The sequence below is a fragment of the Leucobacter shiyiweii genome, from assembly GCF_052446065.1.
Lineage (GTDB): Bacteria > Actinomycetota > Actinomycetes > Actinomycetales > Microbacteriaceae > Leucobacter.
Window position 1 is genome coordinate 307334 of record NZ_CM127080.1, and the last position, 20461, is coordinate 327794.

Consider the following 20461-nt stretch of genomic DNA (forward strand, 5'->3'; position numbering starts at 1 on the left):
CTCAGGCTTCGTGCAGCCGCTCGATGACAGCCAGAACCACATCGTGTGTGGTCGCATTGCCGCCGATATCCGGGGTCAACACCCGATCGCGGGTCGTGGCCGCGACGGCGGCGCGCACGCGGTCGCCGAGCTCGTGTTCGCCGAGGTGATCCAGCATCAATGCGGCGCTCGAGATAGCGCCGATGGGGTTCGCCACTCCGGTTCCGGCAATGTCTGGCGCTGAACCGTGCACGGGCTCAAACATGCTTGGCGTCCGGCGCTCGGGGTTGAAGTTAGCGCTTGCCGCAAGGCCTAAGCTCCCTGCGAGCGCGCTGCCGAGGTCAGAGAGGATATCGGCGTTAAGGTTGGATGCCACGACGACGTCGAGTTTTTCGGGTTGCAGCACGAAGCGGGCGGCCATCGCGTCGACGAGGCAACTGTCGGCGATCACATCAGGGTATTCCTTCGCAACACGGGCGAAGATCTCATCCCACATCACCATGCCGTATTGCTGTGCGTTCGATTTGGTCACACTGGTCAGGTGTCGACGCGGGCGTGATCGTGCGACCTCGAAGGCGTAGCGGATGATCCGTTCGCACCCGCGCTCGGTGAAGAGCGATGATTGCACGGCGACTTCGCCGGCGCCGTCGCGGCCGGTGAAGTTTCTGCCGCCGATGCCGGCGTACTCGCCCTCGCTGTTTTCGCGAATGACGATCCAGTCGAGCGCGCGCGAATCGGCATCCCGCAACGGAGACGGAACTCCGGGGAGGAAGGTGACGGGACGCACGTTGGCCCACTGGTCGAAGCCCTGACAAATTGCCAGACGTAGCCCCCAGAGGCTGATGTGATCGGGCACGCTGGGCCACCCAACCGCGCCGAAGAACAGGGCGTCGAACCCGCGCAGTTGCTCGAGCCCGTCTTCGGGCATCATGCGCCCGTGTTGAGCGTAATACTGGCTGCCCCAATCGAATTCGGTCCACTTAATGAGCGGCTCCGCGGAAGCACTCCCGGCGAAGAGTGCGTCGAGAACCTCGCGTGCGGCGTCGACGACCTCGCCGCCAATACCGTCACCAGGAACGACGGCAACTCGGTAGAGTGCGGTCATGAGGATTTGCTTTCGAGCATCGGAGTAGCGTGGTGAGGGGCGGCGCGCTCGGATGGCACAGTAAACGCAGGCGGAGCCCCGAGGAATGCGCTGAGGTCGAACCGTTCTTTCGGATGGGCGCACGGCGTGCCGGGAGCGAGATACATCGTCTGCGTCGCGGGTTCGAAGACGACCGAGAGTACTGTCTGCCACTGTTCGCCTTCGGCATCGCGCGGATCCGGGTGGCAACAGATCGAATTCGGAAAGCCTGCGTGGTCACAAAGGGCCTCATGCGCATCGTCAAGCGTGAGCGTGCGCCGGTCCTCGGCAACAGCCGCAGACATTCGCTGCTGCCGTACATAACTGTCTGACATGCCGAGCGGTGCGAGATCGGTGATGTCTGCGGGCGGGCTCTGAAAATGGTTCGCGTGAACGACGGCCCCGTTCTGGGGGAGAAGCACGGATGCGCGATCCACCCCACCCGGGGCAACTTCCAGATTCATCACCGCACCTGATGCCTCACCGACGAGGTAGTTGGCTGAAGAGGCGCGCCGCCTCTCGTGCAGCGCGTGCACGACGTCGGTCAGGGTCGCACAGTCGAGCACTGCGCGCAGCATGACGTGGAAGGGGAGACCGGGATCGCCCCGATCTGCCGAAGACACGAGGGCGTTGGCGACGACGGCGACACCGCTTGCATTCATGCCCGCCTTCGCGAGCAGCCCGGCTTCCACGATCGTGACGAAGTTCGGCCGATCGTCTCGCTCGACCTCCAGCATCACGACCGATTCGACGCCGTGAACGAGCCAGTCCCAGTTCTGGCCGACCCATACCTCACCCGATGCCGTGCGCTCTGGGGTGAGACCAAACGAGGTGCACTCGCGCGCACCTCCGAGCGGCGCGGTGGCGGTGAGACCCGGCCACAGCAACTCGGTGCGGCAGTTCAGCGTCAGTATGTCGGCAAGTGTCAGGCCGGCACCCGCAGCGATGCCGCGCATTTCGGTGATGAGCTCGGGAAACGCGTCTTCAATTACGGCTTCGTAGGGAGCTGCCTGCGCGACTGCCTCTGCCCAAGTCCATCCGCGCTGCCTCGCGAACGCAAGCTCGTAGCCTTCGACGCTGCGGCGAATCTCGTCGCGAGCTTGTGAACCGTAGGATTCACCGCGTTCGTAAGCAGATCCGGCGACGCGGATCACTCGGAATCTGTGGGGATGGCTCATGAGTTCGTCTCCGATTGCGGCGCTGCGGTGGCCAGAAATTCTTGCACGGCGACCTCGGCGGTGCGGATCCGGGTGGTCGCACCGCCGGTGGCGCGTTCGAGGGCGTGTCTGAGCACGGGCAGTCGGCCCGGGCGACCGATGATCTGAGGGTGGAAGGTGTACACGCAGGTACCGCCGAGCTCTTCGATGCCGTCGGCCTCGGCATCGAAGAGCTCGTTCGACTCACGATTTGTCATGAGCTTGCGCAGCCAAGTGTCGTCGCCGGCGAACCAGAAGTGCGCGGCGTCGTCGAGATTCCAGTGCACAGGCAGCTCGACGAGCCCACTCTCGTGTAGGTAGGGCTCGATATCAGCCATCAGGTTCGAGGAATAGACGAAACCGTGCTCGTGCGCGAGGTGCAGGGTGGTGCGGGAGACATCCCATGAGGCGGCACGATATCCACGCGGTTCGATGCCAAAGCGGCGGAGGCTCGCGATGGATCGCTCCATCTCCTCACGCTCCTCTTCGAGCGAGAGCCCGGCGGGTGCGCGATGCGTGTACCCGTGATGCGCCACCTCGTGCTCGTCTGCGAGGATGCGTTCAACCAGCTGCGGGTGCTGCTCGGCGACGACGCCTGGTACGTAGAACGAAGCGGTGACACCGTAGTCGCGCAGAGCGAGAAGCACGAGATCGAGTCCGCGTCGCACCTCGTACTCCCCTTGAGAGAGGGAGACGGGATGTTTCGCAGCTTCTGGGTCTTCGCCAACCCAGACTGAATCTGCGTCGACGTCGAAGGTGAAGATGACCGTGCCGCTCATGGATGCTCCTCGTGCATGTGGGTCGTGCAGATGCCTCAGTCGGGAATGTTGGAGGTGTAGTTCAGGCCAGCGGCGAGACCTCCGTCCACGTGGTACGGGTGGCCGGTCGAGAACGATGATTCGTCTGAGCACAAGAAGAGCGCCATGGCTCCGATCTCGTCTGGGCGGCCCATTCGCCCGAGTGCGTGCAGATCGGCCGCTGCCTGACGAATGCCCTCGGGATCCCGATGGGTGTCGGCCCACATCTTTACCAAGGGGGTCTCGATGTACCCGGGCACGATGCAGTTGACTCGGATGTTGTCGGGCCCAACTTCGACTGCGACCGCCTTCGTCATTCCCATGACTGCGGCCTTCGCCGCGGCCTGCGCTGCGACGCCCTTTTCAGGGAGGTAGGCATAGGTGCCTGACATGGTGACGATCGACCCGCCCCCGAGAGCCCGCATGCGCGGGATGGCTGCCCGCACGCACAGATAGGTACCCTTTACGTCGACCGACATGAAACGATCCCACGTGTCTGGCTCGATGCTCTCGAGTGTGGCTTCGAGCACGGAGCCTGCTTGCGCGACGACGGCGTTCGGGCCTCCGAGCTCATCCGCAGTTTGAAATAAGGCCTCAACCTGATCGGGGTTTGAGACATCACAGATGCGACCGGTGGCCTTCCCCCCGTCGCGCTCGATGTCGGCGACGACGCGGTCGAGATCATCAGCGTTGATGTCTCCGATCACTACGTGTGCGCCGGCCTGTGCCAGACGCCGAGCGATTGCCTCGCCGTTGCCCCTGCCACCACCGGTGACCACGGCCACTTTGCCTGTCATATCCATGATTTGCCTCGCCTTCGAAGAACGTTGAGACGGGCCGGAATCTGACCCGATGGCCCGAGCCTAGGCCGGGCTTCCCTCGGAACACGATGCTCAATATGTGACTGAACCCTTCAGTGGTGACACAGATTGCGTACCGGCCTTGGTATCTGCGACGTGCAGCGCTGCAATCGCCAATTCCAGGCTGCTGCCAGGTTCGTCGAGCAGGGCGGGAGAGCGGAGCAGGCTACGAATGGAATCAAGACGATGGTAGAGAGTCCGTCGTTCGATGAAGAGATTTCGCGCGGCCTCGGTCGCATTCCGGGAGGCGTCGAAGTACGTGGAAAGGGTGTCGATGAGGGCGCTGCCGCGTTCTGCGTCGTGCGCGCACAGGGCTCCGAGTTCGTCGTCGACGAAGTCGTCGAGCTCCGCCGCCGGCACCTCCTCCAGCATGCGCTCGAGAGCGATGTCAACGAACGAGGTGACGCGAACAGCATCGAGTCCGCGCCCGAGGCGCAGCGCATCGAGCGCTTCTCGCAGCGCTGCAGGCAGATCCACCAGTTGTTGGGCATTTCCAATGCCCGCACACACCAGAAGGTTGTTGCCTGCCCGCTCTTGCAATCGGGCGTGGGCCGCCGTCAGCTGTTCGCGAATTTTGGCACGCATGCCGGAGTCTTCTCGCGCAAAGCCGAAGAGCGTGTCTTCCTGCACCACCAGCAGGCTCCACGAGCAACCCGTCTCCATTGCGTGGAGTTGAGCCCGCAGCGACTCAAGAAGTGCCGGCAGAGGAGTCAGCTGTGCTGGTTGCGGGCGGAATGATGGATCGCCGTCACCTGAGGGCGGTGCCCGAAACACGCGGCAGCTGAATGTAATGAGGGCGGCCTCGTCGAAGGCGAGGCGCTGACCTGTGAAAGCGGTGCGGATGTCGACTTCGCTGGTGAGGCGACCGGTCAGAAGATCATCGATCAGGTGTTGGCCGCCGCGCGTGCTCGAGGTCGGGGAATCTGGAGCTGCGCTGAGAGCAAGCCTAAGGGCCGGCAGAGCAGCTTCCACCGCAGCGAAGATGCTCTCGTCGATCGGGGCGTGCACGCCGAGCACGTGGAGGGTGGCGAGGAGACGCCCACGCGCGGGGATCCCGACCCAGACGCAGCCGTTGCCGGCTCGGATCTCGTTCACGTATACGGCGTGCCGGGTGGGGTGATTGGTGTTCCAATCACGCAGCGCGCCGGTGGGTGTGCCGCGGGTACCCCTGATTGCGAGAAGTTCACCGCTGTGGCTCTCCAGCACAACGGTAGTTTGCGTGATCTCGACAAGTCGTTCGACGATGAGCTCGGTTGCGTTCGTAGTCAGCGCGAGTTCGAGGAGTTCCGTGCGAAACAGTTCGACTTGCTGCATCCACCTGATGCGGTGGCCGAGCAAGAGATCATGCGTGTGCTCGGTAATGTCTACGAAATCTACCTGCCGCCGGAGCCAGATCAGGGGAAATCCGAGCTCCGCCGCGGCGTGGAGTAGCGCCTCCGGAGGGGCTGATCCACTGGTAGTGCGAAGAATGAGGGCCGCAACACTGCGCTGCACGAGTGAGAGCACATAGGCCGACATATCGGTCTCGCTTGCACCGGTCAGCGCCATTCCCGAAGAGAGAAGCACCTCACCGCCGCGTAAGTACTGGGCAATGTCGAGTTCTTCAGAGACGTGCACCCACCGCACGCGACTCTGCAGCTGCGCATGCCCCGCGAGTACTTCAGGCTGGCCCACTTGGATGGCAGGCACGGCGAGAAGCCGCTCGAGGGTGACCTCTGGCGCAGCGTTGGAGGCCCGGCCCATGGCTGCTGCCTACACGTTCTTGTGCGTCTCAGTAATGCTGAGCTTGTTGCCCTCAGGGTCGAGGAAGAAGCGGAAGCGATACCAGGTGCCGCTCGGATGCTCCCAGCGCTCCTCCTCGGAGATCCAATTCACCTTTCCGTCGAAGGCGGCGATCGCGTCGTCGAGGTTGTCGACGGCGAAGGTCGCAGACTCTATGCCGGGCGGGTTGAAATCTGAATCCGGATGGAAGGGGGTCGCATGCTCCCCCACACCGGGGAAGAAATAGAGCGTGACCGTGCCAACCTGAATCGCGAACCAGTTGTCGTCTGGCTGCCGGGGAAAGAGCAGGGGGAGGCCCAACGTGTGGTGATAGAACTCGTACATCACCTCAATGTCGGTGTACAGAATGTCGATGTTGTCGAATGACTTGATGATGGGGGTCGTCATGATGCGGGTACTCCTTGGTGTGAAGTCGAGGCGATGGGGAGAGCCGGTGTGGCTGCCCCGGGTGTGGCGGTTGCGGCGGTTCGCGAAGTACGGGGTGTCGTCGGTACCAGCGTCGCTGAGCTGGCGCGATTACGCCGGGTGACCCAGCGCGCGATGACGAAGGTGATGAGAATCGCCGCAAGTGTGACAGCGAGCATCAGGACACCCGCAGCATTGACCACGGGCGTCACGCCGACGCGCAACATCGAGTAGATGCGCACCGGCAGCGGCGTGGCGCCGATGCCGGAGGAGAAGAAGGAGGTGATGAAGTTCGTGAAGCTGAGCACAAAGGAGAGGAGGGCGGCGCCTATCAGGGCCGGCCGAAGCGCCGGAAGTACGACGAACCAGAGCGAGGTTAGCCGAGTGGCCCCGAGGTCGCGCGCGGCCTCCTCGAGTTGTTCGTTCAGCACGGCCATACGGCTGAGGATCACCACGGCGGCGAATGCGACGCAGAGTGCGGTGTGACTGAGAATCAGCGTGAGTTCTGACAGAGGCACGCCGACTTGCGACAGCAACAGCAAAAGCGCGACACCGGTTGCGGTTTCGGGAGTGACCACCCGCAGAATCACTGCGCCCTGCAGGGAACCACCGAACCATCGGACGCCTCGGCGAATGCCAAAGGCGAGACCGATGCCGAAAATGACTGAGAGTGCGGCGACGACGACCGCCACCCAGAGGCTCAGCCAGAGCGACGCCATGAGATCGGAGTTGCTGAAGAGCGTGCTGTACCAGCGCAGACTGAAGCCCTGAAAATCGTACAGATTGCGACCGCTGTTGAAGGAAAAAAGAATCGCAATGCTGATGGGAACGTAAAGAAACGCGAGTACGCCGATGACGGCAAACCACAAGAAGCGGGGGCGATCTCGTACTGATCGACGGCGGATCACGCGCCACCACCTCCGACTAATGACATGAGCGATCGGCGCTTGCGCAGGCTGATCAGCACAATAGAGAGCACGAAGATCAGGAACACGATCATGGAGACAGCCAGGGCAGCGCCGAAGGTGGCCGAGCCGGACTGGGTGAACTGATCGGCGATGATGTTACCCAGCATCGTGGTCTGCGCACCCCCAAGAAACTGGGCGGTTGCGAAGTCGCCGAGGGCTGGGAGAAATACGAGAATGATTCCTCCGGCGACACCCGACAGGGTCGACGGAAAGGTGACCGTCCAGAACGTCGCGACCGGCCCGCCGTAGAGATCCTTGCCCGCTTCGAGCAGAGATTCGTCGAAGTCGTTGAGAGCGGCATACAGGGGAAGAATCATGAGGGGGAGATAGCTGTAGGTGAGACCGATGATGACTGATATCGGGGTGCCGATCCACGACACCCCAGAGAATCCGAGCGCCGTGAGGCCCTGGTTCAGAATGCCTTCTTCGCTGAGAAGCTGACGCCAGGCATAGATGCGCACGAGGTAGTCGACCAGCCAAGGCAAGATGACCGCTGCAATGAGCGCGGGGGCATACTTACCTCCGAATCTCGCGACGAAGTAGGCGTATGGGTAGCCGATGAGCAGACACAGGAGCGTCGCGGTTGCGGCGTAGAACAGCGTGCGCAGCACGACAGCGAGGTTATAGTCGCGAAAAACCAGCTCGTAGTTGATCAGGGTGGTACCGAACTGTGGCTGACCGATGATGTTCGTGGTACCGAAAGAGAACGCAATCAGGAGGAAGAGGGGAATGACGAAGAGCACGAGCAGAAGCGCTGCCCCTGGGGCGGCAAGACCGCCCCAGAGTGCTTTGCTCTCGCTCGTGCTCCGCATCATCAGGAGGCCTTAAACCGATTCCACTCTTGGCTCCAGATAGTCTCGCGCTCCCCGGTGAGCGACTGCTTCCACACCGCGCTCTCGTAGAAGTCGGCGGGTACCTGCAGGCTTGGGAATGCGGCCACCGCTTCGGCGTAGGCTTCATCACCGGCAATGCTTCCGCTGAGGTCGCCGAGGTACTCGACGTTGGTGACCTTCGCTTCGGGGCTCGTCATGTAATCGATGAACAGCAGTGCGGTGCCTGGCGACTTTGCGTTCGCCCCGATATTGAGCACGTTCATGCCGAATGGTGCGCCCTCTTCGGGGTAGACGAACTCTAGCTGGTCCATTACCGGCGAGTCGGAGAGCAACATAAACGCATCTGTCGACCAGGCGTGGTGCACCCAAGCATCGCCGGTTGCGACATTGTCGCGAGTGTTAGTCGAGATCCCGCCGAGACTCGGCTTCAACTCGATGAGCGCGTCGACCGCGCTCTGCACGGCGGCGCTGTCGTCGGAGTTGAGATCCTCGCCCTCGCTGAGGAGGCTCATGCCGATGGTCTCTTCGATCTGGTCGAGCACGAAGACGTGGCCCTCGGCCTGCTCGGACACGGCCCAGAGATCGGCCCAGCTAGTGATGGAGTCGACCTTGTCAGTGCGATAGATGATGCCGGTGGGGCCGCCGGAATAGGGCACCGAGTAGCGAAGCTCGCCACTGTCGTAGATGGGCGACTGGAAGTAGGGGTGGATATCGTCGTAGTTCTCGAGCGCCGCGATGTCGTAGGGACGCAGCAAGCCACCTTCGATCATTCGCTCCATGTAAGCGCTGTTGCCCGTGATGACGTCATAGGCCTGACCGGAGGCCAATTTCTGGATCATGTTCTCGTTCGAATCGAAATTCTCGATGGTGACGCTCACCCCGTATTCCTCTTCGAACCCTTCGACCAACCCAGGCGCGACGTACTCGCCCCAGGTGAACCAGGTGATGTCGCCGTCGACTTCGGCGACGATCTCTTCAGCAGGAGGAGCTGGGGCTGAACCCTGGCAACCTGCCAGGGTCAGGGCGGCCGCCGACGCAATGCCGAGACCGAGGGTGAGGCGAGTTTTCCAGGGCGTCTTTGCCCGTTGCGTCAGTCGCATGGTGGTCCTCCCGGGTTGGTGCTTGACCGATTGTCATAGCCGACGGGAAGGCGAGACTTCGCCCCGGTGGCCCCATCGCTACTGGGCACACTACCCAAGTTGTTCCGAGATTCTGATGTCAGGAGTGTGACAAGTTCAGACTAAGCGTCACACACTATTTCGTAACTATCAGCGGGAGAGTTCGAAGCGCCAGGGCAATTTGGCGTCGGTGGTCTGGCCTGGCGAGCGACAGGCCCAGCCGTTCCTCGAGGGCGGCGGCTCTGCGCATCACCGTGCGGCGATCGACGCCGAGTTCTCTTGCAGCTTCGCTGATCGTGCCGTTGGTGCGCACGAGTACCTGGGCCAGCATGATCGACTCATCGCTATCGTCTTCGAGCAGAGGGCCGATGAGTCGGTCAACGAAAGCACCCAGCCGCCCAGACTCGACGAGCGAAAGCACGAGGCGTTCTGCCCCAAGTTCGTCGAAGCGCACAAGCCCGGCGCGGTCAGCGCGCAGGGCAACGATGGTCGCGTTCCGGGCCTCGCGCAAGGCTGCACCGAGGTGATCCAGATCGCTCTGCGCGCTGATTCCCCCGGCGAGCGTGGGGCTGAGCTCGGCGTTCAGTCGCGCGACGAGACTGTCGAGTGTGGCTGCGGGTGATCGTTCGTCGGTGCTTGACCCGGCGAGCGGCAGGATTACTATTTCGAGGCCCTCACCTTGCGCGGCAAAGAGTGCCGCAAGGTGCAGACGTTGCGATTCGGTCTCGATCACTGTGCGGGCGTGCTCGTATGCCGCACTTTCGGCGGTGTTCCGAGCGCGCAATGCGAGCGCGAGCGCCCAGGGTTCGCCGAGTACGAGCCCGAGTAGTCGGGCGCGCTCCCGCACGGTGGCCTCGTCGGAAATGATTCCCTGCTCGAGGTCGGTAAAGAAAAGCTCGGAGGGGTGGGTGGCGGTGATGCCAGCGCGTGGAGCAGAGAGCGAGGCTCCGAGGGCGGTCGCGGCGCGCAGCAGCGCAATTTGGTCTGCGGCATCGAAGTCGCCGGGAATGCCCTGCAGCACGTGCAGTCGGCCGCGCTCGCTCCCGTCGACGGTGATCGGTGCCCAGATGCACTCGAGCGAGCGGTGTGGTTCGCTACGTCCCTCTTCCGCGTGTGCATTACCGCGTCGGTGTTCGAGTCGAGAGTGTATCTTCCAGGCGATTGGATCGGGTGTGCTGGTGCCCGAAGTCGTTGCTTCGTGCACGATGTTGCGCGCGGGGTCTTCTTGCACGACCGGGCGGCCTACCACCGCGCTGAGCTCGTCGACCACCTCGTTGCCTCCGGTGCCCACGCTCAGCAACGCGACCGAGTCCGGGTCAAACCGTCGCGCGCGCTCGATGCGCCCGGCGAGGCTTGCGAGAATGCGCCGGTGCACAATCTCGGTCACTTCGACGAATGCGATGCGATGTTGCAGGTGGATCACTGGAAACCCATGTTCTCGCGCGTGCGTGATGAGGTGCTCTGGCAAGGTACCGTCGGCTGTGCGTACCAGGAGTGCGACGGTCCCGACTCGGATCAGTTCATCGAGGTATTTTTTGATCGACGCGGCTCGGGAGCCCAGCCCTCGACCGGTCGTGAGTAATACCTCGCCACCACGAAGCGACGCTGCTGGATCAGGTGCGTCTGAAATGTGAAGCCACCGTACGGGGGTGTTGAGGGCTTCTGCTCCGCTCACCACGCGCGGTTTGCCCTCGCGAATCTCAGGCAGGTCCAGTAGCTCACGCAACGTTGGCAGCATGTGGCTGATTGTGCCACAGGGGTGCGTGCCAGCTCGACATAACGACTGAAGCGACGCTCGCAGTACCAAAAACAATGGTTCTCTTCAGCATGCCTCTGCTGCCAATGCTGCACTATCTCCTGTATGCCCAGCAATAGTCTGACACGCCAGACGATGAGCCCGAGAATCGGTCGGAGTCCGGTGCGGAAAGCGAATCACGGATAGCATCGGAACTGGGCGAAACGACGCCCATTTCCAACTGGAGGAACGATACACATGTCCAAGTACCGGGTGCAGAATCCTGCCACGGGCGAGGTTCTCGAGACGTTCGAGGCCGCGACCGATGCGCAGATCGAAGTGGCGCTGTCACGCGCCGATGCCGTGTACCGAGAGTGGCGGGAGCGGAGCGTGCAGGAGCGCGCCGCTGTCGTGAAGCGGGTGTCTGAGCTGTTCTTTGAACGCAAAGACGAACTCGCGCGTCTGATTGCGCTCGAGATGGGGAAATCCATCGCTGAGTCGCTGGACGAGGTCGAGTTTGCCGCGTCGATCATTGAATACTACGCCGTGCACGGGCCGAGCCTGATCACCGATTATGAGATCCCGTCGACGATCCCTGGCAAGGCCGTGATTGAGCATTTGCCGGTGGGCGCTCTGCTCGGAGTGATGCCGTGGAATTTCCCTTATTACCAGGTGGCCCGGTTTGCGGCACCGAATCTCGTGCTGGGCAACACGATCCTGTTGAAGCATGCGGATATCTGCGCGCGTTCGGCGCTGACGATCCAGGAGATCATGGAAGAGGCGGGCGTTCCCGTCGGCGGTTACCAGAATGTGTTCGCGTCTCACGACCAGATCGCGACGATCATCGCGGATCCGCGCGTGCAGGGTGTCTCGCTGACCGGATCTGAGCGTGCGGGCGCGATCATTGGCGCGCAGGCAGGTGCGAACTTGAAGAAGTGCGTGCTCGAGCTTGGCGGGATTGACCCGATGGTGGTGCTCGATTCCGACAACGTGGCCGAGGTGGCGAAGCAGGCGTGGGATTTCCGGGTCTACAACGTAGGCCAGGTGTGCAACTCGAACAAGCGACTCATTGTCATGGATGACATCTACGACGAGTTCGTTGCGGAGCTGACGAAGCTGGCCGAGGGGCTTGTGCCGGGCGATCAGCTCAACCTGGGCGAGGGGGAATTCGTGCCCCTGTCGTCGCGTGCCGCAGCCGAGACCGTGCACGCGCAGGTGCAGAAGGCGGTTGCTGAGGGTGCCACCTTGGTCGCGGGCGGCGTATTGTCAGATGGGCCGAGTGCGTATTACTCGCCGGCCGTGCTGACGGGAGTGCCGCGCGATTCCGAGTCCTATGGTGTCGAGATATTCGGGCCGGTCGCGACCGTGTATCGGGTGTCGAGCGACGAGGAAGCTCTGGAGCTCGCGAACGATTGCGCGTTGGGCCTCGGTGGTTCGGTCTTCTCCACCGATGAGGCTCGAGCGAAGCGGGTGGCGTCGAAGCTTGAGGTTGGGATGTCGCACGTGAACATCATCGCGGCGGAGGCCGCTGAGCTGCCGTTTGGTGGGGTGAAGCAGTCGGGCTTCGGGCGCGAGATGGGCCCGGTGGGTATCGGCGAGTTCGCGAACAAGCGACTCATGTTCGTCTCCGCGTAGGTGAACCCGGCCGGGGTGCGGCGAGTGCGCACCCCGGCCGGTAGGCTTTCAAGCCCCAATGTCACCGTCCCCGACGATCGACCAGCGATCGAGTCTCGAACGTGGGCTTTGTCTGGACAGCCTGAAGGGCTTCAGTGCATTCGGCATACAAGCCCAGCACATCGTCGAATGAGGCGAGCAGGGCCGCGGTTCGCATACGTAGGCGCCACCCCGATTCTCGCAGTGGATCAGCCAAGACCGCGAGCCGTGCGAGTTCTGAGGCAACCACATAGTCAGAGAGATCGAATGCGACGTGCGCGGCTTCGAGACGCAAATCCGTGATGGTGGATGCAATCTCAGCGCAGCGCGTCTCGACCCATTCGGTATGAGCGCGAGGAAAGAAGTCGCCAGCGCGCGCCCTATCGAGCGCCATCTGGATCTCCTCGAATCGTTTCTCAGGCTGATTGCTTTGAGGTTGACGTGCGCGAAGCAGTTCCTCAGCGGTGCTGTGGAACTCAACATCTCCAGAGAATGACACGACGTTGTCGGTGAGCGCTGGGCCGATGCCGTCGGGAAGTACTGCTCGCAACTGGTGGAGTACTTGCCGCACATTCGAACGAGTTGACTGAACCTTCAACGCGAGGGCCTGGGTAGTGGGTGAGGGCATGACCCTCGCGCACTACTCGGGTGTTTGTTTCTTAGTTGCCACCCGCTCGTACTCAAATTGTCTGTTACGAAAGGATCATGTCTAAGCAAACCCCGTCGACCATCTCGCCTGTCAAATCGGTCGACAGGGTTCTCGATATCCTCGAAGCACTCGCCAGCGCAGGGGGCAGGCTTTCGATTGCGGATCTCGCTGATGCTGCGGGTATGCCCATGCCGACCGCCCATCGCTCATAGCTGGGCAATCTGGCACCGTTGGCGCGCTTGCGCTGTCGCGATCATTACACGCGCCATGTGACACTAAGCGTCGCGCCGCAGGGTCTGTGTGGGAACGATGAGACTCCCGGCAGTGATGCAAAGGACAGTAACGGCGGCGGCAGAAAGAAACGGCATCCAAGTCGTCTCGGCCCCGGCGAGGAGAGTGGTCGGCGCCCATGGTGAGAGCGCCTCGAACTGGCTCAGTATCGGCAGCACCAACATCACCACGGTCGCGGAAGCTATCGCCGCGGCGGTACGACGGGTGGCAGCCATGATGAGATATCCGATACTCATGGCCATCGCGAGGTAGGCGATGGAAGCGGCCCAGATGCCGGTGATCCCGCTCATGTGGACTTCGCCGATGAAAATCACAGTCATTGCAACTGCCAGCGCGAAGCCGATTGTGTAGGTGATGGCGACGGCTCCCCAGCCGACGGCTAGCCGTGGAAGGGTGATTGCGCTGAGATGCTTTACTCGGGTGCGGTAGAAGATGGAAGAGCCGGCACGGCTGTCCCAGCCGAGAGAGGTGATGGCGACAGCGACGGCAAGGATCAAGCCGAGTTGCATTGAGCTCTGGTTGAACATTGCGATTCCGTCCGCGGGGCTCGCGTCGGCGGCCTGGATGGTGAACTGATCGCTCGCGGTGGCCGCTCCAAGTATTTCGGGCATGAATAGGGCTAGGCCTGGACCTGAGAGACCGAAGAACGCGAAGACCGCGAGGAGTCCAGCGAAGAGCCCTGAGCGCTTCAGTCGGAGCATTTCGATGCGTGCAGAGGTGAGCAGCAGTTTCATCGGGTTTCCTGATTTCGGACGATCCGCACGAAAGAGGCATCGAGGTCGCGGTCTTGGAGGGTGACTTCAATAATTGGCGCACGAAGCAGGTGGATCGCGGTCTTCAGTTGAGTTGCTGCAGCATCGAAGCTGGGAAACTTGGCTGCGCAGAGCGTGTCTGAGAGGAACTCGAACTGGGCTTCGGGGAGTGCGAATGCGAGGTCACGTGCGGTGATCTGGGTCGGATTGCCGAGGCGGATGTTCCAGACGGGCTGAAGGCCGTCGGTGAGGATCGCTTCGATGGTGCCCTGGGTCACCACGCGTCCGTGATCGAGGACCACGACATGGTCGGCCAGTTGTTCAACTTCGCTGAGTAAGTGACTCGAAAGCAGGATGCAACGGTGATGCTTCTGTTCGGCGATGATTGCGCGCACATCAGCGCGGCCAATCGGATCAAGCGCGCTGTTGGGCTCGTCGAGGATCAGGATGTCAGGCTCGGTAACTAAGGCGGCGGCGATACCGAGCCGTTGCAGCATGCCGCGAGAGAAATCTGCGACGCGCCGATCCATGACTTTGCCGAGTCCGCACATGTCGAGCGCCGCACCGACAGCCTTGTTTCCGCTGGCGTCGCGCGTGGGTTGCCTTCTTTCTCCGGCTGTACTGCTGTGTCCCGATACCGCGCGGGAGGTCTCCACTACTTCACGCGCCGTCAGCCATGACTCAAACTGCGGTACGTCAGGGCAGTACGCGACTCGAGCGTCGCGCTTCGCGAGCTCGACACTGCCCGAATGGGCCTGAATCAAGCCCGCGATCAGGCTGAACAGTACCGTCTTCCCCGCCCCATTCGGGCCGATCACCGCGGTGACGGCGCGGTCACGCGCTGCGAGGTTGATTCCCCAGATACCTGCACCATTGGCGAATGTTCGGGTGGCAGCGACGACGCGGACAGCTGGGGTGTCGTCGATCACCGCAGATCCTCATCCCGCAGTGCCCGGCTGTTTTCTCGCCCGATGACGAGATAGAGGATCGCCCCGAGCGGGGTCGCCATTAACGTGATGATCGCCCAAGCCCACTTAGGAAGGTGCCGAACAGAGGGTCTCCGAGCGATGTCAACGAGTGACCACACGATGAGCAGCGCCGTCAGGGCAAGGAGGGGAGTGAGGGGGAGCAGCATGTCTTCAAGCAACACTCTGTCGCTGTATCCAATCACGGCCCGTGAGACCTCCGTTACAGTCGTCATGCTGTCTCTTCAGAGACGACTTCAGGTTCTGGGATGAGCACGGTGGTGAGTTTGCGCCTCCGGCGGCCCATGCCGGGGCCGTTGGTTCGCAGATCTCCCAACGCACCCATCAGCGTCGCAACAAACGCGTCCACTTCGTCATTTGTGGCCCAGAAGTCGGCCTGCGCGAAGCTGACTTGATCCGCGACCAGATCAGGAGCGCCCGTGTGGATGTACTCATCGAAGTCACTGATGATCCCCGAAATGAACACCGTGAAGACCGTGAGCAACTCCTCGGAGCTGAGCGACCTCAACTCCTCTCCTGTCGGATTGGTAAACCCAGGCGCCACACAGTAGGTTTTCTCGCTTGCGCCGCGGACCTGGTGCTCGTTCACGACGCTGATCAGACCGTGTTCCACCAGGTGCGCGACGTGGCGATACAGGGTTGCGATCGGGACATCGCGGAGTCGCTCATGAAGTTGGTGGGTCGTCAGGCCCGTCCCGGCAAGAAGGTTCTGTACGATCCTGAGCCTCACCGGATGGAGAAGTGCGGAAGAATTTACCATGTTCAATTAGTATCATTATTAATATTGATACTGAAATGTCACAGTTGTGCCTGCTGGCTTGCACGGCAACCGCTGCCAGCCACTGGGCACGCCCATGTGGGAAATCGGAACAGCCTGGACCGTCGGGAAACTCTTGACGACGGCAGGGAGCAGTTTGGCCTGACCAACCTCCAGACGGTCAGAAAGAAACCGGATGAGCGTGAGTAGCCCGAACGTTCTGCTCCAGTCTGTTGATACTGCATCAAGGTCTGGCTGGCGCCCAACCTTTGGCAACTTCGGAGAGATGGTGTGCACCCTGTTGAACAGACGCCCATGATGCGCACAGGTGTTGCGCATAAGGTTAAGCGTCTTCAGCCAACTACTCACCTGCGGTGCAGTGAGCCCGCAGGCGTCTGCGATAACGTCCTGCACATGTCTCGGCGCAAATCCGTAGAGATAGGTCAAGCTCCCCCAATCCAGAATCTCTGTCGCCGCCCAGACTGGTAGCCGACCACCGTATTTGCGGTGGTGGTGTTCTACGAAGTCTTCGCGTGAGTCGCTCAGTTCCTTCTCGTAGCGCTCTACCCAACGCGGGTACTGGATCCCACGTTTCGCAGTGGGGCCCAGGAGTGAAGGATCCAGATGTGCACAAGGGTCGATTCGCCCGAGCTCATGCCCGAGCAAGGCGCGTATCGCGAGCTCCACTGGAGTCAATGCTGCGAACGTCGCCACCCTGAGTCTCGCGTCGAAATCGTAGAGCGCGACAACATCCGAGAATCGGGTGCCGGTGTAGAAAGTATCCTCACGACCAGACGCGGTCAGCTTCCGAAACGGATACCAGTATCCACTCAAACGGTAGTAGTTCACTCGGCGAAGCATTTCGGCGGCGCCTTCCCGATCCCCCATGTCCATGCCGCGACCTTCAAGGAGATCGACCTGCTGTTCGTAGGTCTTGTATCCCTTGACTTCTTCGTCCACAAGCACCATCCAAGAAAGATGAAGACCGGCCCTGGACCTACCAAGGTAGGCGGAACCGGTCGTAGTGCTTCCAGTATATGCGGGGCTCGCACCTACGACAAATGCAGGTTACGCAAACCTACTCACTTCTTCGTTGCAGATACATTTCCGTGACGCCACTCGCATCGCTTCGAGCCTGGCATGTCGTACACGGTCGAACCAAACCTCCACCTGCCCGAAGAGGGGTTTGGGATCAAAGTCGGTGAGACCGTGGAGTGCACTTCGTCAGGCCCGCGCAGCATGTCGGCCCTCAGTCACGATATCTTCGAAGCATGATAAATGGGCACGTCTCACACTGGTGGCAGCAAATCGGACTTCCGGCGCAGCGACCCGAACTGCCGGGCAACGTCACGGCCGACGTCGCGATCGTGGGTGCCGGATATACCGGCCTGTGGACTGCCTACTACTTGAAGCAGGCCCAGCCCGATTTGCGGGTCGTTGTGATTGAGCAGCGGCACGTGGGGTATGGGGCATCTGGCCGCAACGGCGGGTGGCTGACGAACGCGGTCACCGGGGGCCGAGAGCAATACGTGAAGTCGCATGGTCGCGACGCGGCCGAGCGTTTCCAGCGGGCGATGAATGAGACTGTTTCCGAGGTGATTCGGGTTGCCGAAGCCGAGGGCATCGACGCAGATATCAAGCGGGGTGGCGAGTTTAACGTGGCCTACACGCCGGCGCAGGAGCAACGGCTCCGCGCGTTTGCGGCGGCAGAACAGGCCTCAAACTATACCGATCTCGAGTTGTTGGAAGCGCCGGAGGCGACCGCCAAGATCAACGTTGCGGGTACCCGCGCCGCCGTCTGGCACCCACACTGCGCACGGATTCAACCGGCGAAGCTCGCGGCCGGTCTGGCGGTCGCATGCGAACGCCTGGGCGTGCAGATTTTCGAACGCACTCGGGCGGTAGAAATTACCCCGGGGAAGGTGGCGACCACTCACGGCACGGTGTCCGCTGAGTTCGTGGTGCGTGCCACCGAAGGATTCACTGCAGGCCTCAAGGGGCTGAAGCGGTTGTGGCTGCCTATGAACTCGTCGCTGATCGCAACCGAGCCTTTGGCCCCCGCCGTGTGGGATGAATTGCGGTGGAACCAGGGAGAAGTTCTGGGCGATTTCGCGCATGTGTACATGTACGCGCAGCGCACCGCGGATGATCGGATCGCAATCGGGGGTCGCGGGGTGCCCTACCGCTTTGGGTCGCGCACCGACACTGACGGCACGACTCCGGAGGTGACCGTGCAGACGCTCAGTGAGATCCTGCATCGGTTCTTCCCGGCGACCCGCGCAGCGAAGATCGATCACGTGTGGTCTGGGGTGCTGGGGGTGCCGCGCGACTGGTCGGCGACGGTTGGGTTGGATCGAGAGACGGGCATGGCCTGGGCCGGTGGCTACGTAGGTACGGGGGTGACGTCGACGAACCTCGCCGGCCGCACGCTCACAGATCTCATTCTGGGGAAGGACAGCGAGATTTCCACACTCCCGTGGGTGGGACATCGGGTGCGCAAGTGGGAGCCCGAGCCGCTGCGATGGTTGGCGACTCAGGGCTTGTATGCGGCCTATGGGGTTGCGGATCGAACGGAACTTGCCGGCCGTGAGCGAACGTCGCCGATCGCCCACGTCGCAGATGTGATTACCGGCCGGCACTGACGAGAGTCTGGCTATGACGCAGAACACCAGGAGATGGGGAAACCATGATTGACACAATCGCCGTACACCAGACGGATACGTATCCGGTCGGACCTCACGCGCCGAAAGCAACCGCCACAACTGAAGGGGTGACGGAGGCTGCGGTCGATGTGTGGAACACTGACCGAATTGATACCGGCATCTGGGAGTGCACTCCGGGAGAGTTTCTTGCCACCCGGGAGGGCTACACCGAGATCTGCGTAATTCTCTCGGGACGGGTGACATTGCAGGCAGAGGGCGGCGAACCCATCGAGTTCGGTCCCGGTGACGTTCTCGTTACTCCCTCAGGTTGGAAAGGTGTGTGGCGGGTGCACGAGCTGGTGCGAAAGCACTACACCATCATCCGGGACTAAACAGTGCCCCTGTGAGATAGGCGTTTCGTGCGATGCCCTTGGCCTGCGAGCTGAGGGCATTGTGCGTTGATCGTTGCCCGCGCGCGGCCATTGCCCCGGAGACTCGCACAATCCAGGATCCCAAATGCGAGTTATGTCGCAGGACATCGGTGACAGTTCTGTGTCAGGACATCGGTAACACTTTCGGGGTTCTTCGTGGTGACACTTCTCGGCCTGAATGGGTAGATGAAGAACAACCCAATAGATCCTCGTGTCCGCCTCGCTATCGCCCAATGGCCCGTGGGTGCGCCCCGCGGCTCGGTCACGACGTTCTGCGCCGAACACGGGATCTCGAGGAAATCGTTCTATCTGCTCCGCGCCCGCGCCCAGACGGAGGGTCAGGCCGCAGCGCTCGAACCGCGTTCTCGCCGCCCGCACCACCACCCGACCCGGATCACTGACGTCGTTCAACGCGACGCGCTGGGTGTGCGTGCTGCGCTCGAGTCATCAGGCTTGGACTGTGGGCCGATCAGTGTGCACGACAGAATGAAGCACCTTGCCATGGAGGCCCCGTCCGTCGCTTCGCTCGCACGCATTTTCCGTGATGCCGGGGTCCCCCGCCAAGAACCCAAGAAGAAACCCCGCTCCGCGTACCGCAGGTTCGTGTACCCCGCACCGAATGCGTGCTGGCAACTCGACGCAACCGAGTATGTACTCACTGGCGGGCGGAAGTGTGTGATCTTTCAACTCGAAGACGACCATTCCAGGCTCGCGGTCGCTTCATATGTCACGTGGGAAGAGACCAGCGAGGGGGCGCTTGCAGTGGTCAAGCAAGGGATCTCGAAACACGGGGTGCCGCAGCGGCTCCTTACCGACAACGGGTCAGCGTTGAACCCGTCCCAGCTCGGGAAAGAAGGTCAACTGGTGAAATATGTCACGTCGCTCGGGGTCGCAGCGATCACCGGGAAACCCTACAAGCCCACCACGCAGGGCAAGAACGAACGCTTTCACCAAACACTGTTCCGGTGGTTAGATCGGCAGCCCTTAGCTGAGAGCCTCGCCCAGCTGCAAGCACTGGTCGATCGGTTCGATGTGATCTACAACACCGAGCGACCCCATCAGGGGCTCCCCGGGAGAATCACCCCGCAACAGGCATGGGACGCGACACCGGTCGCTGAAGCCCCACGCCCGTCTCGAGAGCCCGGTGTCGAGCCGCGGCGCAGTAGAGCAGCCACCTACGTGCAAGGTGAAGCCGTCCGGCGGGTGGGTGCGAACGCGCAGGTCACTGTTATCGGGACATCATTCACCATCGGGCATGCCTGGGTCGGGGAAGAGATCGTTGCGATCTGGGACATGGAGACCATCGCGTTCTATGACCAGAATGGGGAGTTCATCCTGAGCTACCTGAAACCAGCCCGACGCACCAAGAGCGTGACCAGAAAACACGCGCTTGAGATCGGGACTGCGACATCGAGAGTGTCACCGATGTCCTGAGACATGAAGTGCTACCGATGTCCTGATACACAACTGTCACCGATGTCCTGAGACATCACAGGGAGTAAAA

21 protein-coding genes are annotated in these 20461 nt (G+C 61.8%); 5 read left to right on the top strand and 16 right to left on the bottom strand.

All coding sequences use genetic code 11. From position 1 onward, the window contains the following. Position 1: 1 nt before the first annotated feature. The 10 genes from ACTNFJ_RS01480 to ACTNFJ_RS01525 form a co-directional block, all read right to left on the bottom strand. On the bottom strand, positions 2 to 1084 hold the full coding sequence (locus tag ACTNFJ_RS01480; protein ID WP_435907070.1) for a tartrate dehydrogenase: 1083 nt from the start codon (positions 1082 to 1084) through the stop codon (positions 2 to 4). Further along, positions 1081 to 2280 carry a C45 family autoproteolytic acyltransferase/hydrolase gene (locus ACTNFJ_RS01485; RefSeq protein ID WP_435907069.1) on the bottom strand — a complete coding sequence of 400 codons (1200 nt, stop codon included), beginning with the start codon at positions 2278 to 2280 and terminating at the stop codon, positions 1081 to 1083. Before ACTNFJ_RS01485 ends, ACTNFJ_RS01480 begins: the two co-directional genes overlap by 4 nt. After that, on the bottom strand, positions 2277 to 3077 hold the full coding sequence (locus ACTNFJ_RS01490; protein ID WP_435907068.1) for a polysaccharide deacetylase family protein: 801 nt from the start codon (positions 3075 to 3077) through the stop codon (positions 2277 to 2279). The genes ACTNFJ_RS01485 and ACTNFJ_RS01490 overlap by 4 nt, the downstream gene beginning before the upstream one ends. A 35-nt stretch (positions 3078 to 3112) precedes the next feature. After that, positions 3113 to 3898 (bottom strand): SDR family NAD(P)-dependent oxidoreductase, encoded by a 786-nt coding sequence (locus ACTNFJ_RS01495; RefSeq protein WP_444711782.1) that lies wholly within the window; start codon positions 3896 to 3898, stop codon positions 3113 to 3115. A gap of 90 nt (positions 3899 to 3988) precedes the next feature. Continuing rightward, positions 3989 to 5698 carry a PucR family transcriptional regulator gene (locus tag ACTNFJ_RS01500; RefSeq protein ID WP_435907066.1) on the bottom strand — a complete coding sequence of 570 codons (1710 nt, stop codon included), beginning with the start codon at positions 5696 to 5698 and terminating at the stop codon, positions 3989 to 3991. A gap of 9 nt (positions 5699 to 5707) precedes the next feature. Continuing rightward, positions 5708 to 6124, bottom strand: coding sequence for a VOC family protein (locus tag ACTNFJ_RS01505; protein ID WP_435907065.1), 417 nt, complete (start codon positions 6122 to 6124; stop codon positions 5708 to 5710). After that, the gene (locus tag ACTNFJ_RS01510; RefSeq protein WP_435907064.1) at positions 6121 to 7050 is read right to left on the bottom strand and encodes an ABC transporter permease; all 930 of its coding nucleotides are present in this window, start codon (positions 7048 to 7050) and stop codon (positions 6121 to 6123) included. The genes ACTNFJ_RS01505 and ACTNFJ_RS01510 overlap by 4 nt, the downstream gene beginning before the upstream one ends. Then, complete coding sequence (locus tag ACTNFJ_RS01515) at positions 7047 to 7925, bottom strand: ABC transporter permease (protein ID WP_435907063.1); 879 nt, start codon at positions 7923 to 7925, stop codon at positions 7047 to 7049. The genes ACTNFJ_RS01510 and ACTNFJ_RS01515 overlap by 4 nt, the downstream gene beginning before the upstream one ends. Next, entirely contained in the window at positions 7925 to 9043 is a 1119-nt protein-coding gene (locus tag ACTNFJ_RS01520) for an ABC transporter substrate-binding protein (RefSeq protein ID WP_435907062.1), read from the bottom strand. Before ACTNFJ_RS01520 ends, ACTNFJ_RS01515 begins: the two co-directional genes overlap by 1 nt. Positions 9044 to 9197: 154 nt before the next feature. Continuing rightward, the gene (locus ACTNFJ_RS01525; protein WP_435907061.1) at positions 9198 to 10799 is read right to left on the bottom strand and encodes a PucR family transcriptional regulator; all 1602 of its coding nucleotides are present in this window, start codon (positions 10797 to 10799) and stop codon (positions 9198 to 9200) included. 255 nt (positions 10800 to 11054) lie between these two features. On the opposite strand from ACTNFJ_RS01525, the gene ACTNFJ_RS01530 reads away from it, so the two are divergent. Beyond that, the gene (locus ACTNFJ_RS01530; RefSeq protein ID WP_435907060.1) at positions 11055 to 12431 is read left to right on the top strand and encodes an NAD-dependent succinate-semialdehyde dehydrogenase; all 1377 of its coding nucleotides are present in this window, start codon (positions 11055 to 11057) and stop codon (positions 12429 to 12431) included. A 61-nt stretch (positions 12432 to 12492) separates the two neighbouring features. Here the strand turns inward: ACTNFJ_RS01530 and ACTNFJ_RS01535 are convergent, their stop codons facing one another. Continuing rightward, positions 12493 to 13077: an AfsR/SARP family transcriptional regulator gene (locus ACTNFJ_RS01535; protein ID WP_435907059.1), complete on the bottom strand. Its 585-nt coding sequence runs from the start codon at positions 13075 to 13077 to the stop codon at positions 12493 to 12495. Positions 13078 to 13154: 77 nt separating this feature from the next. Here ACTNFJ_RS01535 and ACTNFJ_RS01540 point away from each other — a divergent pair, with 77 nt between their 5' ends. Beyond that, on the top strand, positions 13155 to 13310 hold the full coding sequence (locus ACTNFJ_RS01540) for a helix-turn-helix domain-containing protein (protein ID WP_435907058.1): 156 nt from the start codon (positions 13155 to 13157) through the stop codon (positions 13308 to 13310). 63 nt (positions 13311 to 13373) lie between these two features. Here the strand turns inward: ACTNFJ_RS01540 and ACTNFJ_RS01545 are convergent, their stop codons facing one another. From ACTNFJ_RS01545 to ACTNFJ_RS01565, 5 genes are read right to left on the bottom strand one after another with little or no spacing between them, the layout of a single operon-like run. Then, the gene (locus ACTNFJ_RS01545; RefSeq protein ID WP_435907057.1) at positions 13374 to 14123 is read right to left on the bottom strand and encodes a hypothetical protein; all 750 of its coding nucleotides are present in this window, start codon (positions 14121 to 14123) and stop codon (positions 13374 to 13376) included. Further along, the gene (locus ACTNFJ_RS01550) at positions 14120 to 15070 is read right to left on the bottom strand and encodes an ABC transporter ATP-binding protein (RefSeq protein ID WP_435907056.1); all 951 of its coding nucleotides are present in this window, start codon (positions 15068 to 15070) and stop codon (positions 14120 to 14122) included. Before ACTNFJ_RS01550 ends, ACTNFJ_RS01545 begins: the two co-directional genes overlap by 4 nt. Next, the gene (locus ACTNFJ_RS01555) at positions 15067 to 15342 is read right to left on the bottom strand and encodes a PLD nuclease N-terminal domain-containing protein (RefSeq protein WP_435907055.1); all 276 of its coding nucleotides are present in this window, start codon (positions 15340 to 15342) and stop codon (positions 15067 to 15069) included. The genes ACTNFJ_RS01550 and ACTNFJ_RS01555 overlap by 4 nt, the downstream gene beginning before the upstream one ends. Further along, positions 15339 to 15887 (bottom strand): helix-turn-helix domain-containing protein, encoded by a 549-nt coding sequence (locus ACTNFJ_RS01560; RefSeq protein ID WP_435907054.1) that lies wholly within the window; start codon positions 15885 to 15887, stop codon positions 15339 to 15341. Before ACTNFJ_RS01560 ends, ACTNFJ_RS01555 begins: the two co-directional genes overlap by 4 nt. 18 nt (positions 15888 to 15905) lie before the next feature. Then, a complete protein-coding gene (locus ACTNFJ_RS01565) occupies positions 15906 to 16853 on the bottom strand; it encodes an Abi family protein (RefSeq protein WP_435907053.1) in 948 nt (315 codons plus the stop codon). Positions 16854 to 17155: 302 nt separating this feature from the next. Between ACTNFJ_RS01565 and ACTNFJ_RS01570 the strand changes: the two genes are divergently transcribed. The 3 genes from ACTNFJ_RS01570 to ACTNFJ_RS01580 all read left to right on the top strand — a co-directional run bounded on the left by ACTNFJ_RS01570 (position 17156) and on the right by ACTNFJ_RS01580 (position 20391). Beyond that, a complete protein-coding gene (locus ACTNFJ_RS01570; protein WP_435907052.1) occupies positions 17156 to 18526 on the top strand; it encodes an NAD(P)/FAD-dependent oxidoreductase in 1371 nt (456 codons plus the stop codon). Between the two features lie 44 nt (positions 18527 to 18570). Further along, positions 18571 to 18918 carry a cupin domain-containing protein gene (locus ACTNFJ_RS01575; protein WP_435907051.1) on the top strand — a complete coding sequence of 116 codons (348 nt, stop codon included), beginning with the start codon at positions 18571 to 18573 and terminating at the stop codon, positions 18916 to 18918. A gap of 225 nt (positions 18919 to 19143) precedes the next feature. Then, positions 19144 to 20391: an integrase core domain-containing protein gene (locus ACTNFJ_RS01580; protein WP_435907050.1), complete on the top strand. Its 1248-nt coding sequence runs from the start codon at positions 19144 to 19146 to the stop codon at positions 20389 to 20391. Positions 20392 to 20461 lie beyond the last annotated feature (70 nt).

What these genes read in the sequence shown, in the direction of transcription:
- ACTNFJ_RS01535 (WP_435907059.1), bottom strand. Translation starts at nt 13,077, where the DNA reads ATGCCCTCACCCACTACCCAGGCCCTCGCGTTGAAGGTTCAGTCAACT.
- ACTNFJ_RS01485 (WP_435907069.1), bottom strand. Translation starts at nt 2,280, where the DNA reads ATGAGCCATCCCCACAGATTCCGAGTGATCCGCGTCGCCGGATCTGCT.
- ACTNFJ_RS01530 (WP_435907060.1), top strand. Translation starts at nt 11,055, where the DNA reads ATGTCCAAGTACCGGGTGCAGAATCCTGCCACGGGCGAGGTTCTCGAG.
- ACTNFJ_RS01500 (WP_435907066.1), bottom strand. Translation starts at nt 5,698, where the DNA reads ATGGGCCGGGCCTCCAACGCTGCGCCAGAGGTCACCCTCGAGCGGCTT.
- ACTNFJ_RS01565 (WP_435907053.1), bottom strand. Translation starts at nt 16,853, where the DNA reads ATGGTGCTTGTGGACGAAGAAGTCAAGGGATACAAGACCTACGAACAG.
- ACTNFJ_RS01580 (WP_435907050.1), top strand. Translation starts at nt 19,144, where the DNA reads ATGAAGAACAACCCAATAGATCCTCGTGTCCGCCTCGCTATCGCCCAA.
- ACTNFJ_RS01515 (WP_435907063.1), bottom strand. Translation starts at nt 7,925, where the DNA reads ATGATGCGGAGCACGAGCGAGAGCAAAGCACTCTGGGGCGGTCTTGCC.
- ACTNFJ_RS01540 (WP_435907058.1), top strand. Translation starts at nt 13,155, where the DNA reads ATGTCTAAGCAAACCCCGTCGACCATCTCGCCTGTCAAATCGGTCGAC.
- ACTNFJ_RS01495 (WP_444711782.1), bottom strand. Translation starts at nt 3,898, where the DNA reads ATGGATATGACAGGCAAAGTGGCCGTGGTCACCGGTGGTGGCAGGGGC.
- ACTNFJ_RS01490 (WP_435907068.1), bottom strand. Translation starts at nt 3,077, where the DNA reads ATGAGCGGCACGGTCATCTTCACCTTCGACGTCGACGCAGATTCAGTC.
- ACTNFJ_RS01520 (WP_435907062.1), bottom strand. Translation starts at nt 9,043, where the DNA reads ATGCGACTGACGCAACGGGCAAAGACGCCCTGGAAAACTCGCCTCACC.
- ACTNFJ_RS01575 (WP_435907051.1), top strand. Translation starts at nt 18,571, where the DNA reads ATGATTGACACAATCGCCGTACACCAGACGGATACGTATCCGGTCGGA.
- ACTNFJ_RS01555 (WP_435907055.1), bottom strand. Translation starts at nt 15,342, where the DNA reads ATGACGACTGTAACGGAGGTCTCACGGGCCGTGATTGGATACAGCGAC.
- ACTNFJ_RS01560 (WP_435907054.1), bottom strand. Translation starts at nt 15,887, where the DNA reads ATGGTAAATTCTTCCGCACTTCTCCATCCGGTGAGGCTCAGGATCGTA.
- ACTNFJ_RS01505 (WP_435907065.1), bottom strand. Translation starts at nt 6,124, where the DNA reads ATGACGACCCCCATCATCAAGTCATTCGACAACATCGACATTCTGTAC.
- ACTNFJ_RS01525 (WP_435907061.1), bottom strand. Translation starts at nt 10,799, where the DNA reads ATGCTGCCAACGTTGCGTGAGCTACTGGACCTGCCTGAGATTCGCGAG.
- ACTNFJ_RS01545 (WP_435907057.1), bottom strand. Translation starts at nt 14,123, where the DNA reads ATGAAACTGCTGCTCACCTCTGCACGCATCGAAATGCTCCGACTGAAG.
- ACTNFJ_RS01480 (WP_435907070.1), bottom strand. Translation starts at nt 1,084, where the DNA reads ATGACCGCACTCTACCGAGTTGCCGTCGTTCCTGGTGACGGTATTGGC.
- ACTNFJ_RS01570 (WP_435907052.1), top strand. Translation starts at nt 17,156, where the DNA reads ATGATAAATGGGCACGTCTCACACTGGTGGCAGCAAATCGGACTTCCG.